This is a genomic window from Snodgrassella sp. W8135, assembly GCF_016101225.1.
GTDB lineage: Bacteria > Pseudomonadota > Gammaproteobacteria > Burkholderiales > Neisseriaceae > Snodgrassella > Snodgrassella alvi.
Window position 1 is genome coordinate 457,807 of record NZ_JACFQX010000001.1, and the last position, 17,104, is coordinate 474,910.

Annotated in this window: 11 protein-coding genes; 8 read left to right on the forward strand and 3 right to left on the reverse strand. The window is 42.7% G+C overall.

Annotated elements, in window-relative coordinates; all coding sequences use genetic code 11:
- The first annotated feature begins 20 nt into the window (after positions 1-20).
- Together H3T75_RS02065 and H3T75_RS02070 are read left to right on the forward strand one after the other, a co-directional pair.
- The gene (locus H3T75_RS02065; protein ID WP_084552005.1) at positions 21-482 is read left to right on the forward strand and encodes a pilin; all 462 of its coding nucleotides are present in this window, start codon (positions 21-23) and stop codon (positions 480-482) included.
- A gap of 524 nt (positions 483-1,006) precedes the next feature.
- Entirely contained in the window at positions 1,007-1,996 is a 990-nt protein-coding gene (locus H3T75_RS02070; RefSeq protein WP_198210870.1) for a sulfatase-like hydrolase/transferase, read from the forward strand.
- Positions 1,997-2,182: 186 nt separating this feature from the next.
- Here the strand turns inward: H3T75_RS02070 and waaA are convergent, their stop codons facing one another.
- From waaA to H3T75_RS02085, 3 genes are all read right to left on the reverse strand, one after another.
- Complete coding sequence (waaA, locus tag H3T75_RS02075; protein WP_198210871.1) at positions 2,183-3,472, reverse strand: lipid IV(A) 3-deoxy-D-manno-octulosonic acid transferase; 1,290 nt, start codon at positions 3,470-3,472, stop codon at positions 2,183-2,185.
- 135 nt (positions 3,473-3,607) lie between these two features.
- Entirely contained in the window at positions 3,608-7,087 is a 3,480-nt protein-coding gene (smc, locus tag H3T75_RS02080) for a chromosome segregation protein SMC (protein WP_198210872.1), read from the reverse strand.
- Between the two features lie 125 nt (positions 7,088-7,212).
- Positions 7,213-7,620: a MerR family DNA-binding protein gene (locus H3T75_RS02085; protein ID WP_025331111.1), complete on the reverse strand. Its 408-nt coding sequence runs from the start codon at positions 7,618-7,620 to the stop codon at positions 7,213-7,215.
- A 110-nt stretch (positions 7,621-7,730) separates the two neighbouring features.
- Here H3T75_RS02085 and H3T75_RS02090 point away from each other — a divergent pair, with 110 nt between their 5' ends.
- The 6 genes from H3T75_RS02090 (at position 7,731) to H3T75_RS02115 (ending at position 16,599) form a co-directional block, all read left to right on the forward strand.
- On the forward strand, positions 7,731-7,937 hold the full coding sequence (locus H3T75_RS02090) for a heavy-metal-associated domain-containing protein (protein WP_198210873.1): 207 nt from the start codon (positions 7,731-7,733) through the stop codon (positions 7,935-7,937).
- A 38-nt stretch (positions 7,938-7,975) separates the two neighbouring features.
- Positions 7,976-10,186, forward strand: a complete 2,211-nt coding sequence (locus H3T75_RS02095; protein WP_198210874.1) for a cation-translocating P-type ATPase — start codon at positions 7,976-7,978, stop codon at positions 10,184-10,186.
- Positions 10,187-10,470: 284 nt separating this feature from the next.
- Positions 10,471-12,222, forward strand: coding sequence for an ABC transporter ATP-binding protein (locus H3T75_RS02100; RefSeq protein ID WP_198210875.1), 1,752 nt, complete (start codon positions 10,471-10,473; stop codon positions 12,220-12,222).
- Positions 12,222-13,979: an ABC transporter ATP-binding protein gene (locus H3T75_RS02105; protein ID WP_198210876.1), complete on the forward strand. Its 1,758-nt coding sequence runs from the start codon at positions 12,222-12,224 to the stop codon at positions 13,977-13,979. Before H3T75_RS02100 ends, H3T75_RS02105 begins: the two co-directional genes overlap by 1 nt.
- Positions 13,980-14,123: 144 nt before the next feature.
- Positions 14,124-15,341, forward strand: a complete 1,218-nt coding sequence (locus H3T75_RS02110) for an MFS transporter (protein WP_198210877.1) — start codon at positions 14,124-14,126, stop codon at positions 15,339-15,341.
- A gap of 28 nt (positions 15,342-15,369) precedes the next feature.
- Positions 15,370-16,599 carry an MFS transporter gene (locus H3T75_RS02115; RefSeq protein ID WP_084551995.1) on the forward strand — a complete coding sequence of 410 codons (1,230 nt, stop codon included), beginning with the start codon at positions 15,370-15,372 and terminating at the stop codon, positions 16,597-16,599.
- Positions 16,600-17,104 lie beyond the last annotated feature (505 nt).

The window sequence follows — 17,104 nt, forward strand, 5'->3', positions numbered from 1 at the left end:
TTTGTAAGATGGAGAATAATATGAAAGCATTCCAAAAAGGTTTTACTTTAATTGAATTGATGATTGTAATTGCAATTATCGGTATTCTTGCTGCAATTGCCGTACCTGCTTACTCTGATTATATTGCCCGTTCTCAGGCTTCAGAGGCTTCCAGCCTTGCTGCTGGTCTGAAAACTCAGATTATTGATAATTTGCAGAATAATAATTGTAAGTCAGGTGACAATAATGCACTTGATGCCACCATTGACGAACAAACTGGTAAATACGGTAAAGCAGAAATCGGTGGTAGTGCTAAAGACGGCAGTCTTTCTGCTAACGCTCCAACAGGCTGTACAATTACATATACAGTAAACGGAACTAAAGTATCTGCTTCTATTGCTGGTAAGAAATTAGTATTAGATGTATTGAAAAATGGTTCACTGAAGAAAAATGCAGGCTCAGATATGCCTGATAAATATATACCTAAAGCATTCACAATCTAAATACTCAGGAAATCTATACATACAAAGCCGCGGTAGCGGCTTTTTTTTTCATTAAGCATATATACATATGAAACGAATTAAGTATGAGTTTTGATAAGAATTTTCCAACAATTATTAAAATAGCAAATCTGTTAAAGTTTTATTTTCCATTACGATTTTGGATTTTTTTATTACTTTATTTATTAATAACCAATGGTTTGTTCTGGCTGGCTCATATTTTTGTTTACTCTGAAAGATATATTATTGTTTTAGAGTATATATGGATTTTGCCCTTAATATTCCTGCGCAGACGCTGGTCATTAATATTATTTGCTCTGGCATACACGGTAGTATATATATTTGATATTCTGTACTGGATTAAACAATTTTATCATTATGATAATATTGTCGAGTTTATTGAGATTTTACGTTTTATTCCTCATGCCCCGAAATTATACTGGTTATTTATAGCAATATTTGTTCTGTATTTAGCAATAAGTCTGTTTCTCATACTTAAATATATTGTTCGGCTATGTTCAGGCAGAATGATATGGTCATTGGGCTTACTGTATCTGATTTTTGCAGTTTTCTTCTTTGATTATCGCGGGGTCAATCTATCCAATCGTTATCAGACAACCGGCTGGTGGGGAAGTTATTATGAAACGATTCAAAATCTGAAATTTAATCATGAATTTTTCTGGCGAGGTACGGTTAAACCGGAATTTTATGACTGGCCGCACGGCGGTGTATTGCAAAAGCAGATTGATATGCAGAATCCGCCTAAAAAAATATTGTTCATTCTAAATGAGTCGTGGGGAACGTTTATACCTGAACACGGAGCTGTTAATCCGTCTGTTGATGCTCCGTTAATGAATATTCCGAATGTGCAGTTAATTGCACAGGGAGAAAATCCCGCACTGCACAGTACTATTATGGGAGAACTGCGTGAGTTATGTGATTTAAAAGCTAAAAGTTCTAATTTTATTCTGGGTCCGTTTGATAAATTCAAACAATGTGTTCCTATACACCTGCAAAAAGAAGGTTATCTGGTTCAGGCTTTTCATGGTTCATATTCTAAAATGTATGACCGTAAAGACTGGTATCCGCATATGGGTCTGCAAAACGCCCATTTTTTCCCGCAATTCAGTAATATCAAACAATGCCATTCATTTCCCGGCGCTTGTGACTATAATATTGTGCATGATGTGTCTGCCGCAAATAAAGCTGCGCAGGACAAATCATTTATCTATTGGCTGACACTCGACACTCATCATCCGTATTCTGAAAAGGATATACTTGGTAATTATACTTATGATTGTAAACAGCCGATATTTGACGGCCGGCAGGAGGCATGCCGGAATCTGAATTTACAGCATCAGTTTTTTACTGTGCTTGCCAATGAAATTAAGGCCGGAGGTTTTAAAGACACAGACATAGTGGTTGTTGGTGATCATAGTCCGCCAATTATTCTGGATAAATATAAGGACAGTTTTAAGGAAGATTCTGTGCCATTCATTCATGTACGTGTACATTAATGTAGCCTAGTATTAAAAAAGCCGGACAAATTTCTATTGTCCGGCCTTTTTTATTTGCTTAGAAAATTCAGTATGCAGTTTATCGGCCAAATATAAAAGTTGTTAATTAATATTAATAGAAATCAGTATTTATCTAAGATTTTCTATGCTCTCAGTTCAATTTTAAATCTCTGATTTTTTTAAAATTCAACTAGCTGATGGTTTATTGGTATGGCTGGCCAGACAATCATAAATGATTTGTGCCATGCGTTCACTTGCTCCCTGATGCTGCCGAATAAAGGCTTGTGCACTGGCAGACATCTGCTTTCTTTGCTGTGAATCATCCAGCAAAGCCAGGGTTGTTGCTGCCCAGTCTTCTGCAGACTGAATTTGCCTGGCTGCTCCTGCGGCAATTGCTTTGGGTGCGGCGTCGGCAAAATTATAGGTAGAAGGACCAAACAGAGTAGGGAGCTTGCACACAATCGGTTCGATAATATTATGGCAGCCGCTGTCGACCAGACTTCCGCCTACAAAGGCAATATCGGCACATTCATAGTAGGCAAACAGTTCGCCGATACTATTACCTATCCAGACCTGAGTCTGTTCGGCGATATTCTGGTTATCACTGCGTTTTTGGGTAATAAAATTCAGTTTTTCGGCATATTCATAAGTTGGCTCAAAGCGCTCAGTATGACGCGGAACGATAATCAGCAGGATATTGCCGGTTTTTTGTTTTGCCCATGCATCAAGCAGTAACTGTGCTTCGTCTGTGCCGTGGTAAAAGCGGGTACTGCTGCACACAACTACCGGTCTGTTACCAATACGCTGTCTGAATGTTTGTGCCAGTACAGCCATTTCTGCCGGCGGAGTAATATCATATTTGGTATTACCACAGACCTGAATATTGGCAGCACCGATTTGTTTAAGCCGCTGAGCATCCGCCTCAGTCTGGGCGTAACAGCCGGTTAACGTGGCCAGTGCCGGTGCAACCAGTGAGCGTACTCTCAGATAACCATGCAGAGACTTTTCGGATAAGCGTGCATTAGCCATAAACAGCGGAATCTGATTGTCGGCGCAGACATTAATCAGATTCGGCCAGATTTCTGTTTCCATTAATACGCCGAATACAGGCTGGTGATCCCGGATAAATTGTTTAACCCAGGATTTTTTATCATAGGGCAGATAACGGCATTGTGCTTCAGGAAAAAAATGCTGTACCGTGGCACGACCGGTAGGCGTGGTTTGCGTCATCAATAATGGTTTATCCGGAAAATGTTTTTGCAGCGCACGGATAAATTGTAATGAAGCGCGTGTTTCACCAACAGAAACCACATGAACCCAGATGCCGTGTTTTACCGGATCGGGATAAGGTTTGCCGAAACGTTCAGACCAGTTATGCGCATATGCCGGTGCCAGCGCAGCACGCCGGCGTAAATACCTGCGTAAAAAAGGGGGTGCTATCTGCCATAAGATTTGGTATAAAAAATTCAGTAGCATAGGTATTGCTTGTAATGGTCTGTTGCAGAGAATTATAAATTAAAAAAAGCTGATTATCAGGAATGATTCAGCAAGCATGAGTTGAAAAAGCAGAAGCTGTGTTGTGTGGTTAGTGCTATTCTGTTATCTGCGCACTTAAGCTTCAGCCATATCCAGTGCCTGGCGGATATTGACTTCAACAATACGCGAAACACCTTTTTCCTGCATGGTTACCCCTACCAGCTGCTCGGCCATTTCCATCGTCAGCCGGTTATGGGAGATATACACGAACTGAGTCTGTGCCGACATTTGCTGAACCAGATTGCAAAAACGGCTGGTATTGGCATCATCCAGCGGGGCATCTACTTCATCCAGCAGACAGAACGGAGCAGGGTTAAGGCTGAACAGGGCAAAGACCAGACTCATGGCAGTTAAGGCTTTTTCTCCGCCGGAAAGCAGATGAATAGTGCTGTTTTTCTTACCCGGCGGGCGCGCCATAATGGATACACCGGCGCTGAGTAAATCATCACCGACCATATCCAGTCTGGCCTCACCACCACCAAATAAGGTAGGAAAGTAGCTTTGTACTTTTTCGTTTACCGCATCAAAAGTAGTTTTAAAGCGGGTTTTGGTTTCTTCATCAATTGTACTGATGGCTTCTTCCAGTAACGCAATAGCCGCCTGTACATCCGCTGTTTGTGTCTGATAATACTCAGCGCGCTCATGTGCTTCTTCCAGCTCCTGTAATGCCGCCAGATTAACCGCACCCAGTGCATTGATTTTCTGTGCCAGTGCCGCAATTTCCTGATTTAATTCCGGTACAGCCTGCTGTGACTGATTAAACAGTTCGGCTAATGCCTCCATATCAGCCTGATTCTGTTGCAGAGTTTCGTGAAAACGTCTGGCATTCAGTAAGGCTTCCTGTTGCTGTAGCAAAGCTGACTGAGTATCGGCCTGTAACTGCGGAAGCTGGCTGTTGAGATTGTGCTGCTGTTGCTGTATGTGCTGTAATTGCTGCTGGAGCTGCTCAAGCACTTGCTGTGCAGTTGTACACTGTTCAGTAGCTGCATCGATTTGGGTATTCAGTTCTTCAGTTTGCAGGGTTTGTTCGTCTTCCATTTCCTGCTCGGCAATCCCGAGTGCAAGCTCGCTCTGACGTTCCTTCCAGCGTTCGGTTTCGCGTGCAATACGCTGCTGTTCCTGTGAGGCAGTCTGAATCCGCTGTTGCAGGCGTACTATAGCCATTTCTACCAAACCCTGCTGCCGTCGCGCTTCCAGCAATGCCAGCTGGCTCTGTTTCAAAGTTTGCTGCTGGTTTTGCTGGCTGGCAGTATGATTTTGTAATTGCGGACGCAATTGTTCTACCGCAAGTGTAAGATTTTCAGTATCAGCCTGCGTTTGCTGCTGCACATGCTGTTGTTGTGCCAGCTCACTGATGATTTGTGCGCTTTCCTGCTGAATATGTTCCTGCCGCAATTGCCCCTGACTGGTGCGTGCCAGTAACTCAGTAGCCTGAGCAGAGGCTGTTTGCCAGCGCTGTTGCTGCTGTTTAAGCTGTTGCTGACACTGATTCAACCGTTCTTCCGTGTTCTCAAGGTTGCGCTGCGCCAGCTGCATGGTTTCTGCAGCCTGCTGCAAAGGTTGTTCCAGTGCTAGCAATGCCTGTTGCTGTTCGCGCAATTGCTGCTGCTGTTGCAGCAGACCGGTGCCATTATCTTCAGCATACAATGTCACACTGATGGCATCTATGCAGTGGCCTTCAGGAGTAATAATAAGCTGTTGTGCCTGTAAATCAGTCTGCCCGAGCAAAGCCTCTTCTAGTGTTTCTGCACAAAATACCTGTCCGAGCCAGTATTGTATGGCTTCGGAAAATGGAGCCTGAACTTCTATATGCTGCAAAAGGGCATTTGTTGCCCATTTTTGCTGGTTGGTTTCAGCTGTCTGATTGACCCAGACGGTTGTGTGTTCTGGCAGAGTATCTCCAGGTTGCAGCTGTTCGGTATACTGTGCCTGTAGTCTGTGTCCGAGGACAACAGTTGTCGCATGCTGCCATTTTTTGGCAACCTGCAAATGTTGCCATAATAAGGGGATATTACTATCGGTTTCTTTTTCAGTACTGCTGCGTTCAGCTTGCGGAAGCATGGCTGTTAACGCTTCTACCTGCGCGCTAAGAGTAAGCTGCTGTTTGTCCAGTTGCCGGTATTGCTGCTGAGCCAGAAGCAGCGCTTCCCGTGCGCTTTCACGCTGCTGTTCATATTGCAGCAGGTTCTCTTCCAGTGTAGTTACAATCTGTTCCAGCTCTGCCGCTGTCTCACGGGCGGTTTCCAGCTCTCCGTTTTGCGGTAAGGCCAGTTGCGTTAATTCTTCTTCCAGACGCTGCCGGCGCTGCTGTAATTGAGCAATGGCCGCTGTCGCATGCTGGTGCTGCTGTTGTTTGATGGCCAGTTCACGTTCCAGACGTGCCAGCTCATTTTGCTGGTTCTGACGGGTGCGCTCACCCTGATGAGCCAGTTCTTCCAGTTCCGGCATGCGCGCTTCATGTTCCGCGGCCTGTAAAGCCCATTCTTCACGCTGTAATTGCTGTTCTTCCAGTTCTGAACTGGCCGATTCCAGTTGCTGCTGTTGCTGAATATTTTCATTGTGCAGGCGTTGCAGCTCAGTTTGTGCCTGAGTCTGTTCTCGGGCAATACGCTGCTGCCAGTCGCGCCGGTGGCGAATCTGTTCTTCCAGCCGTGCCCATTGTTCGCGCAGACTGGCTCGCTGCATTTCAGCTTCGCGTACTCGCTGTTGCTGTTGCTGTTCCTGTTCGCGCAGCTGCTGTAATTGCTGTTCCAGTGTTTCCAGTTGCAGCTTCAGTGATTCCTGTGCATTGCCATGCTGCTGGTAAAGTGCTGTGGCACTGTCTGCCTGATGCAGAGCCTGCTGCCACTGACTGTAATCAAATAAATTCTGTTTATCGGCTATCTGAGTTTTCAGTTCCTGATAGCGCTGTGCGGTATTTGCCTGTCGCCTGAGTTTTTCTACCTGACGATCCAGCTCGCTTTGTAAATCGGCCAGTCGCTGTAAATGTTCACGGGTATCGGCAAGACGATTTTCAGTTTCACGGCGGCGTTCTTTGTATTTAGACACGCCGGCGGCTTCTTCGATATGGGCACGCAGCTCTTCCGGCCGTGCTTCAATGATGCGGGAAATCATTCCCTGCTCAATGACGGCATAACCGCGGGCACCGACGCCAGTACCGAGAAACAAATCGGTAATATCACGGCGGCGCACAACCTGATTATTAATGAAATAAGTAGAATCGCCCTGACGGGTCAGCTGGCGTTTTATCGCCACTTCGGCATATTGTCCCCATGCTCCCTGAAGCTGGCCGTCACTATTGTCAAATACCAGTTCGACACTGGCACGCGGTGCCGGCCGGCGGGTATTGGCACCGTTAAAAATTACGTCCTGCATGCTTTCGCCGCGCAACTGCCGGGCAGAAGCCTCTCCCAGCACCCAGCGCACAGCATCAATCACATTGCTTTTGCCACAGCCGTTTGGTCCGATTACCGCTACCAGTCTGCCCGGTACCGCAATTGTGGTGGGATCAACAAAGGATTTAAAGCCGGAAAGCTTAATATGGGTTAGACGCATAGCAACAATAAAGCCCGGGAAAAGTGCCGAAAAGCGACTATTTTAGCCTGTTTTAAGTAAAAAGACAGTTTTAGTTACCATGAATAACAGCCAGTCCTGAACGGATAACACAAACCGGAGCCGGCTTAACTGTGATTACCGGCATAACCATGCTTATCCAGTCCGTCGATAATCGCACAGTGTGGTGAAGCATCTCCGCCACAGCGGTTGTACCAGTTTTCCAGTGTCTCTTTCATGCTGGATAAATCATTAATTTTCTGGTTAAGACGCTGTATGTGCTCGCCTGCCAGTGCTTTCACATCAGCACTGGTGCGCTGCGGATTGTTACGTAATGCAAGCAGCTGGGCAATCTGCGCCAGCGAAAAATCTACTTCGCGGGCATGTCTGATAAAGCACAGTGTGGCAATATCGGCTTCACTGTAATCGCGATAGCCGTTACTCTGGCGTACAGGCTGAATCAGTCCGGCAGCCTCATAATCACGGATGGTTTTACTGGATAAACCGGTTAATTTTTCTGCGGCACTGATATTCATAAGATTAAAATCTGAATTTGCATATGTAAAGCTTGACTCTATCACAGTGTTAAGGTTTAAGCTGTACTTTATCTACTTTTTATTAAACCCGAATCCATAAGGAGACAGAAATGCAAATGGTTCAGTTTAAAATTGACGGCATGACCTGCGAAGGTTGTGCCAAAAGTGTGACATCAGCACTACAGGGCAGCCCGGGTGTGGAAACTGTGGCGGTTAATTTTACAACCGGTATTGCCGATATTGGCTTTGACGACAGCCTTACTAACGTAGATACCCTCAAAGCCGCGGTTGAAGCTGCCGGTTTTGATGTAGTTTAATCCTGAGATATGCGGCTGGACAACAGAAGGACAGAACCATGGAACAAACTCAGCACACCAACGGCAATACAGCCGAAACAGCGCGCTTTGCCATTGAGGGCATGGACTGTCAGGCCTGTGCCAACCGCATAGAAAAAGTATTGCGCCGGCAGCAGGGGATTATTGCTGCCGATGTTAACTTTGCCAGTGATGAATTACAAACCTGTTTTGACAGTAAGCTGCTGAGTACAGACGATATAGTTCAGATAGTGGCAAAAACCGGATTTAAAGCCGCAGCCGTAACCAGCGCCAGTATAGAAGCACTGGCTGAAATGCAGAATGAGGAGCATAAAACGACAGCGATACCGTGGCGTCTGGCAGTTATCTGGATCATTGCTCTGCCTTTTGTAATCGGTATGCTGGGCATGCTGCTGGGACAGCACTGGATGCTGCCGCCATGGTGGCAGTTTGTTCTCGCTTCGATTATCCAGCTTGGTCTGGCGTGGCCGTTTTACAATAGTGCGATTAAATCCCTGCAAGGCGGCGTAGCCAATATGGATGTACTCGTGTCTCTGGGCACGGTCGCTATCTGGCTCTATTCTAGTATCATGCTGTTTAATCATCAGCATGATGCGCATCAGTATATCTATTTCGAAGCCAGCGTGATGGTAATTGCCTTTGTTTCGCTGGGCAAATATCTGGAACAGCGGACTAAAAAGCAAAGCCTTAACAGCATGAGCATGCTGCTGCAACTGACCCCGAAAATGGTGCGCAGACAAACAGACAACGGCTGGCAGGAAGTACCGCTCAGCCAGATACAGAAAGGTGACATCCTGCAAACCAATGCCGGCAACCGCATCGCTGCCGATGGCATCGTGCACAGTGGTGAAGCATGGTGTGATGAAAGCTATCTCACCGGTGAATCTAAACCATTACTGAAACAGGCTGGTGATAAAGTACTTGCCGGTGCATTACTGAGCAACGGCAGTATCACCTATCAGGCACAGACCCTTGGCAGTCAGACTCTGCTGGGTGACATGATGCAGGCGCTGGCGCAGGCACAGGGCAGTAAAGCACCGATTGCACGGCTGGCTGATAAAGTATCCATGGTGTTTGTGCCTGCTGTAGTTGCCATAGCCGTATTAACTTTTATTCTGAACTGGTGGTTTGGTGGTGATTTTAATGAAGCAGTGACCCGTGGCGTAGCCGTACTGGTAATTGCCTGTCCGTGTGCGCTGGGGCTGGCCACACCGGCCGCGATGATGGTGGGTATGGGGCGCTCGGCGCGGTACGGAGTATGGTTTAAAGATGCAGCCTCACTTGAGCGTACCAGTCAGGTCAATACGGTTGTACTGGATAAAACCGGTACCCTTACTCAAGGCAACCCCCAGATTGTTGCTCAGTGGCGAAATCCCGCTTGTCAGTATGATGCGCAAACCATTCTGCAACTGGCTGCTGCCGCTGAACGGCTCACCACTCATCCGCTGGCGCAAGCAGTGATTCAGGCTGCTGAACAGCAAAACCTGCCGGTACTGACCGCCAGCAATAGCCACAGCGAAATCGGGCAGGGTACACAGGCGCAGGTAGACGGTTATGGCACGGTAAAAGTCGGCAATCCTGCATGGTGCGGTTTCAGCATACCCGGGCAATTACAGCAGCAGGAAATCTGGCAGATTGCCAGTATTGTGGTTGTCGCTATTAATAATGAAATAGCAGGTGCATTTGCTATTGCTGATGCCTTAAAAGAAGACACTGCCAGTGCAATTAAACGCTTACAGCAGCAAAATATTGATATTCATATTATGAGCGGTGACCAGCACAGTGTAGTTGAATACATTGCCAAACAACTGGGTATCAGCTATTATCAGGCAGAAATGAATCCGCGTGCCAAGGCCGAAGCGGTGAGAGCGCTGATGCAGCAGGGCAAGGTAGTAGCGATGGTCGGCGATGGTATCAACGATGCGCCGGCACTGGCCGCGGCGGATGTCAGCTTTGCCATGTATGGCGGTGCAGATGTGGCCACCAATACTGCTTCAGCTACGCTGATGCGCCATTCGGTGACTCAGGTAGCCGATGCCCTGGCTCTGGCTCACGCTACTGTACGCGTTGTTAAACAAAACCTGTTTTTTGCTTTTTTCTATAATATTCTCGGTATCCCGCTGGCTGCAATTGGCTGGCTCAGCCCGGTAATCGCCGGCGCGGCAATGGCGATGAGCTCGATTTCAGTATTGCTTAATGCTTTACGACTGCGAAAAAGCAGGCTAGACTGAATAATAAATTTTCTGTGCAGGCAGATAAATCGCTTCTTGTATAACAATAAAAATATCAGTTTCTTAACCCTACCAATAAATCTGCAACTAAAGTAGTAGTAGTCTACTTTGGCAATGTATTTTTTTTATCTGTCTGATTGTAAATAATTTATCAGATGATAATCAATTGCCGGATATATGATTTAAAAGAATCATAACTTAACGAATAATCAGAAGAAAACAGCTTTTTTTCTATTCGGATTTTCTTATTGCATGATAGATATGGGCTAAGGAGAAACTTAATTATGAATCATACGGATATATTTCTGCCAGTAAAGAATAAAGTATCTTATTCTATATTTTTGGCATCAATTGCTCAGGTGCTTAAACTGAGTATCTGGCTAATGTTGATCTGGGTTCTGTACCAATTAATGTTGGATGCCAGTGTCTTCCCGGGACTGCCCATTCTCTCTCTGCTTGTGCTGAGCATTCTTTTTTATACGCTGAGAACTTATGCCCATGATAAATCTCACTATGCGGCATTTGAACTAGAAGAAATATTACGAACCAGGCTTATCAAAAAAATCAATCAATTGCCAATTGAAACGGTTAGAAACATGGGCAGTGGGAATCTTGTTAAAACATTAATTGATGATATTAAAGAATTACATGCTTTTGTGGCTGATGCTCCGCCTTTAAAAGCTGAGGCATTCGTTACCCCAATTTTTACCTTACTCGTTTTATTTATCTTTAATTGGGTCTTTGCAAGTATTGTATTTGCAATCACTTTAATTACTTTTCTGCTGCTGAGTTTTATTATGAAAAAAGCTAAGCTTTTAAAGGAAAGCTATAACAACGCAACTATTCAAATCAACAGTAAAATCATTGAATATATTCAGGGAATGAGTGCGGTAAGAACATTTGATGCCGGGGAGGGGGCATTCGGTCAATATCAAAAAGCGCTGGAAAATTATAGTCAGGTGGTCTTTCATTGGTTGCAATCTATGCGATTGTCTACAAAAATTGCCCGCAGCCTTTTCTCTGCTATGCCGATGAGTATCATATTAGTTGTTGGATTGAGCATAGCCCAGCTAAATGACCAAATCTCTTTTATCACGACATTCTGTTTTTTATTGCTGGCGATCGGTATTGCAGAAAGTGTTTATCCTGTGATGAGCCTGTTTCAGATATTACAAAAGTCAAAGGCAGCAATAGAAAGGATATTTGAAGTTGAAAATCTGCCAATTTTAAAGGCTCCCTCCAATCCGCTATTACCTGACAATAATGAGATTATTTTTAAAAACGTTGGGTTTTCTTACCAGAATGCTGGCACTGTTTTATCCAATATCAATATCAGAATTCCTGAAAATTCATTTACTGTTCTTATAGGTACATCTGGTTCTGGCAAGACAACGCTGGCTAATCTCATTCCTCGCTTTCTTGATACAACCTCTGGAACGATAACTTTAGGTGGCGTGAATATAAAAGATATTGAATACGCTGATCTTATGTCGAGAATCTCATTTGTCTTTCAGGATAACTTTTTATTCTCGTGTTCGATCGCAGATAACATACGCTATGGGTTAAACGGTATCTCTGACGATGACGTTATTGAAGCCGCCAAAAAAGCTGAAATTCACGACTTTATTCTGACACTTCCTGAACAGTATAACACTCTGGCAGGAGAAAGAGGGCAGCTATTATCAGGTGGTCAGAAACAGAGAATCACCATTGCCCGGGTTTTTCTGCAAAATCGACCAATCGTTATTTTAGATGAACCGACGGCTTTTTCTGATGCCCGAAATGAAGCTTTGTTGTTAAAAGCCTTTAACCGTTTAATTGATAGAAATAAAACTGTCATTATGGTAACTCACCGCTTATCGACGATTGTCAATGCCGACCAAATAATATTATTGGATAAAGGGATGATTAAAACTCATGGGACACATAATGATTTAATCGAAAATTCTAGTGACTATAAATTGTTGTGGCAAGAGTATAACAAAGCAAAAAGTTGGTCGATTCCAGTCAATAATTTGGCTGATGGAGAAAAGTGATGAAAGAGTATATTAATACACACACACGCACAACAAAATCATTGCTGACAACGTATACTGGCTTAATCAATGCGGCAGGTAAGCAAAAGAAAATATTGATCCGCAGTCTGATTTATACTGTGATTTCCTCTTGTCTGTTTGGCGTTTCGTTGGTTTTACTATATCCCTTATTTGCTGCGCTAGAAGCCAAAAATATTACTGCAATACTCACTCATTTAATTATTGTCGTTGTTCTACTGGCGGGTAGTTTTATTTTTAAGGTGCTTTGTGAACGCTATGATGCGGATGGTTATTCGACCTTAGCCGTTACCGAGCTAAGGGAAAAATTAGGCAATAAGTTACGTAATATTTCCTTAGATTATTTAAGTCAGTTTAGATCTGGCGAAATAAATCACCTTATGATGCAAAGCGTAAATGAAGCGGCAGTATTTACATTTATGCTACTCAATATCATCATTACCGGCGTGGTTATACCACTGTCAGCTGCAATTGCCTTGTTATTTTACAGCTGGCAACTTTCTTTGATGATGCTCTTGGTTTTTCCAATGGCAATTCCACTCTATCTGTGGCGCAGGAAGGCCTATCGCAGAGGTTTTAGCATTCTGGCAGAAGCCAATGCAAAATTAAAAGGTGAAGCTGTCGAGTTTGTACAAGGACTTGATGTATTAAAATCGACAGGCCAAACCGAAGAAAAGATGACAGAGTTTGTTAAGGTAACAACAGATGTGGCAAATATACTGCGCATTGGCACGAAAAAAGGGGAAAAACCTAATTTAATTATAACCATCGTGATTCAAGCTGGTTTAATCCTTATCATCTCGTTAGGTGCGTATTTGGTGAATGCTGCAACCATTTCTTACCTCTTGCTAGCCTGCGTGTTATTAATCGTTGCCCGTTCCACAGATGTATTAAACTTTTTTGTACAAATGTCATCGATGCTTGAATCATTGGTTATAGGGTATGAAAAATTGCAGGAATTGTTGAATGCACCGTCATTACCTGAAAAAAAGGCAGAGATTATGCCTGAGCACTATAATATTGAATTTGAACGAGTTAACTTTTCGTACCGGGGTCAGGACAAGTACGTACTTAAGAATATATCCCTTCATATTCCGGAAAAAGCATTAACCGCTCTGGTCGGTGCCAGTGGCTGCGGTAAAACTACAATAACCAAGCTTATTCTCCGGTTTGCTGATGTAATATCAGGCAGTATTAAAATCGGTGGTATTGATATACGAGATATGTCTCAGAGGCAGTTAATGAGTCTAGTCTCTGTCGTATTTCAGGATGTTTATTTGTTTCAGGATACCATTATTAATAACATCAGAATGGCAAAATTATCCGCTAGCGACGAGGAAGTCATCGAAGTTTGTAAACAGGCAAATTGCCATGAATTTATCCAGAATTTCCCCGACGGTTATCAAACACAACTGAATGATATTGGCAAAAGTCTCTCTGGTGGGGAAAGGCAGCGTATCTCTATTGCCAGAGCCATTTTGAAAAACGCGCCTATTCTTATCCTCGATGAGCCAACTGCTGCACTCGATACTCAGAATGAACTGGCAGTGCAAAAGGTGATTAATAAGCTCGTACAAGGGAAAACAGTATTAGTTATAGCCCATCGGCTTTCAACTATCATCGGAGCTAAGCAAATTGTAGTAATTGATAAAGGCGAAATAGTGGAAAGTGGTACTCATCAGCAGTTATTGCAACAAAATGGGATTTATAAGGAGTTTTGGCATCTTCAGCAAAACTAACTCCATCTGCCACATTAATGTTATTGCCCATTGTGAATTAAGCAGTATAGACAGCTTAATGTGTTGCAACATTCTTAGTCGTTTACTCTGCATCTTTGAAATTGGGTAGTAAATCTTTCAGTAAATTGTTATTGTGAGGTTGGTATGCAAAAGAAGACCTTGTCTTTATCGTTTATTTGCTTGTTGATAACCGTTTTTTTAGACCAGATTGGTTTATTTCTTATCTACCCGATTATTCCCTCTTTGCTGGAATCGGTAACTCACGAGAGTGTCGCAGATAATGCGCTTATTGGTGGGTGGCTGCTGGCGACTTTTGGTATTATGCAGTTTATTTTTGCGCCAGTAATGGGGGCTATTTCCGATAAATTTGGTCGCAAGCCAATTTTAATTATTTGCTTCACGGCATTCACCCTCGATTATTTTTTATATGCGATTAGCCAAAATCTGAATCTTTTATTTCTAGCCCGAATTATCGCTGGTATTGCCGGCTCTTCCGTCATTGTTTCTTTGGCAAGTGTCGCGGATATGAGCGATGAAAAAAGTAAAATGCAGAATTATGGGTTTATTTTTGGTGTAATGAGTTTGGGCTTAGTTATCGGACCGGCTATCTCAGCAGTTGTTGTTCAGCCAGGGATAAGAGTTCCTTTTTATGTTGCCGACATTTTTAGCTTGCTGGGGTTACTGTGTGTTATTTTCTTATTTAAGGAGACGCTGCCTAAAGACAAGAGAAGAGCATTCAAAGTTGATAATCCGTTCTCTTCGGTAGCCTATTTTCTTAAGTATAAAGGTTTATTTCATCTGTTTATTGTGCAAATTATTTTTATGTTTGCGACGCAGTTCTCTATTACTCTGTGGCCGTTTTTTACAAAATATCGTTTTACATGGAATGATAGTCAAATTGCAACCTCTTTTGTTATCCTTGGGGTCGGTGGCTTATTTGCCCAAACAGTTTTGCTTAAGCTGGTCCGCTATGTACTAAGCGATCGTCAGATTCCTCTGTTAGGTTTCATTTTATTTGCGCTGGGGTTGATATGTATTGCTCTTTCCAATAGTATTTTAGCGATATATATGGCGATGATGATTTATAGTTTTTCAAGCATCAGTAACTCCTCCATGGTAAGTATTTTTTCGTCGCAGGTTGCTGATTCTGAGCAAGGGCAGCTAATGGGGGCATTATCGTCTATTACCAGTTTTTGGGCTGTATTAGGGCCAGTTTGTGCTACCAGTATGTATTACTTTACGGTTAATCAACCCTTACCAAATAGCGATGGTTACCCATTTATTTTTTCTGCAATCCTGGTATTGATATGCTTAATCCCGCTCTCTAAAGGATTAAAAATAGCAACCGCTGGACATAATTAATCTTTGTCACGTTGAGGTTTGTATTAAAATGTCCCATAAAGAGATCAAAAACATCCCCAAACAGATTCAGAAATTATTTTTTACTTTATATTACACGAGGTATATTGGCTCTGGATTTTTGGCTAGTGGTTTGTTTTTAATTTTACGCAATAAAGGTATTGCGCTGGATAAATTAAGCCTTATTCCACTCATGTCTTTGCCACTTAGCTTTAAAGTGTTATGGGCGCCGTTTATTGATAAATATTTAAAAACATCTTCAGGCCATTATCGGAACTGGCTGTTGATTGCGCAATTTTTGATGATATTGGGTTTATTTGCGATTGCTTTTATTGATCCGGTTAATAATTATTTATTAGTTTTGTTGGCCATTTTATTTTTTTCATTTATTATCCTCACGCAAGATTTGGCGTTGGCAAACTTAACCAGCAACATTTCTGAAGAGCATGAGAGAGATCTTATTGCTAGTCTAGATGTTAGCGGTTTTATGTACGGCAATATTATCGGTGGGGCCATTGTGTTGGTGCTATATTCTTACACAAGCTGGAGTGTCTGCATAATTTTTCTCTCTGGGTTTTTGGCATTTTTATTTCCATGGAGGCAAATATGGTTTTTTAATGAGTATAAGTTCAGTAAAAACAGTCGTATTTCTGAGACTACTGACAAAAATTATTGGAAAAATATTGTTTCAGTCTGGAAGGGAAAGAAAAGCTGGTGTGCTTTGCTGGTTATTATCCCTTTTGGCATTTCTCCCTCTTATAATCTGATGCCTCTAGCGCTGCTTGATAGTGGCTGGTCGTTAGCTAATACTGCCCTTTTGCTAAAATTATTCGGTACGATGATTTTGGTGATAACTGTTTGCGTTGGTAATCGTCAGCTTAGAAAATTGACCCGGAAACAAAGCTTGTCGTTTTCTATTATATTCTATGCTTGCTGTTTATTGTCATTTATCCCTATCTCGCTTGGTCATAATAATGCCTTGTTAGTTTATTTTTCATTTTTCCCGTACTTTGTTAGTTTGCAGTTTGTTCGTACCTGCCTACATACCATTATTTTGGATAATGCTGCCAGTAGTGTAGCACCGACTACAGCCACCAATGCTCAGATGGCAATTTTGTGGGGCTTTGATTTAATTGTTGCATCCTTAAGTTTTTATTTTGCTCAAAAGTGGGGATATTTTGTCATAATCACTGGTTCTGTTGTGATCGCTTTTTTTGCCGCATTTTTGGCAACCAGAGTCGTCCAGAATCAGTCCGATTAGCATTAACACTATAGCTATTAAAACATTAAGTAACACGATGACATTCAATTAACAAAATTTTTCTATCAAAAAAATTATTTGAACCGTCTGTTACTTATTTGCAGCAATAAATTATTTAGCGTATTAGGAAATTTACTGAGCAAAAAGATGTGGCTAACTCTTATAATAAAGAAGAGTCAGATAATATCTTTTCGACTTTAATCATTTCTGAAACGCCCGCAAGTATCGAATCCTATATTGATAATGTAAAAAATACTATCATTCCTATTTGCTCTCATTGAGCAAACCGAACGTATTCAGGGCATATGAGCAGCCCCATGTCATCGTTAATTCCAGAAATGGGTCGATTAATCCAGACATTAAATCAAAATATAGTTAAGCTGGAAACCAGCAGAAGATTAATACTGCCAAAGCATCAGTTGCTTAAATTATTGCATAAGGCAGTATTTAACTATAATGATGATTTTTAAGCGGATGTTAATCAGGATTTTAGTATAACACCGAG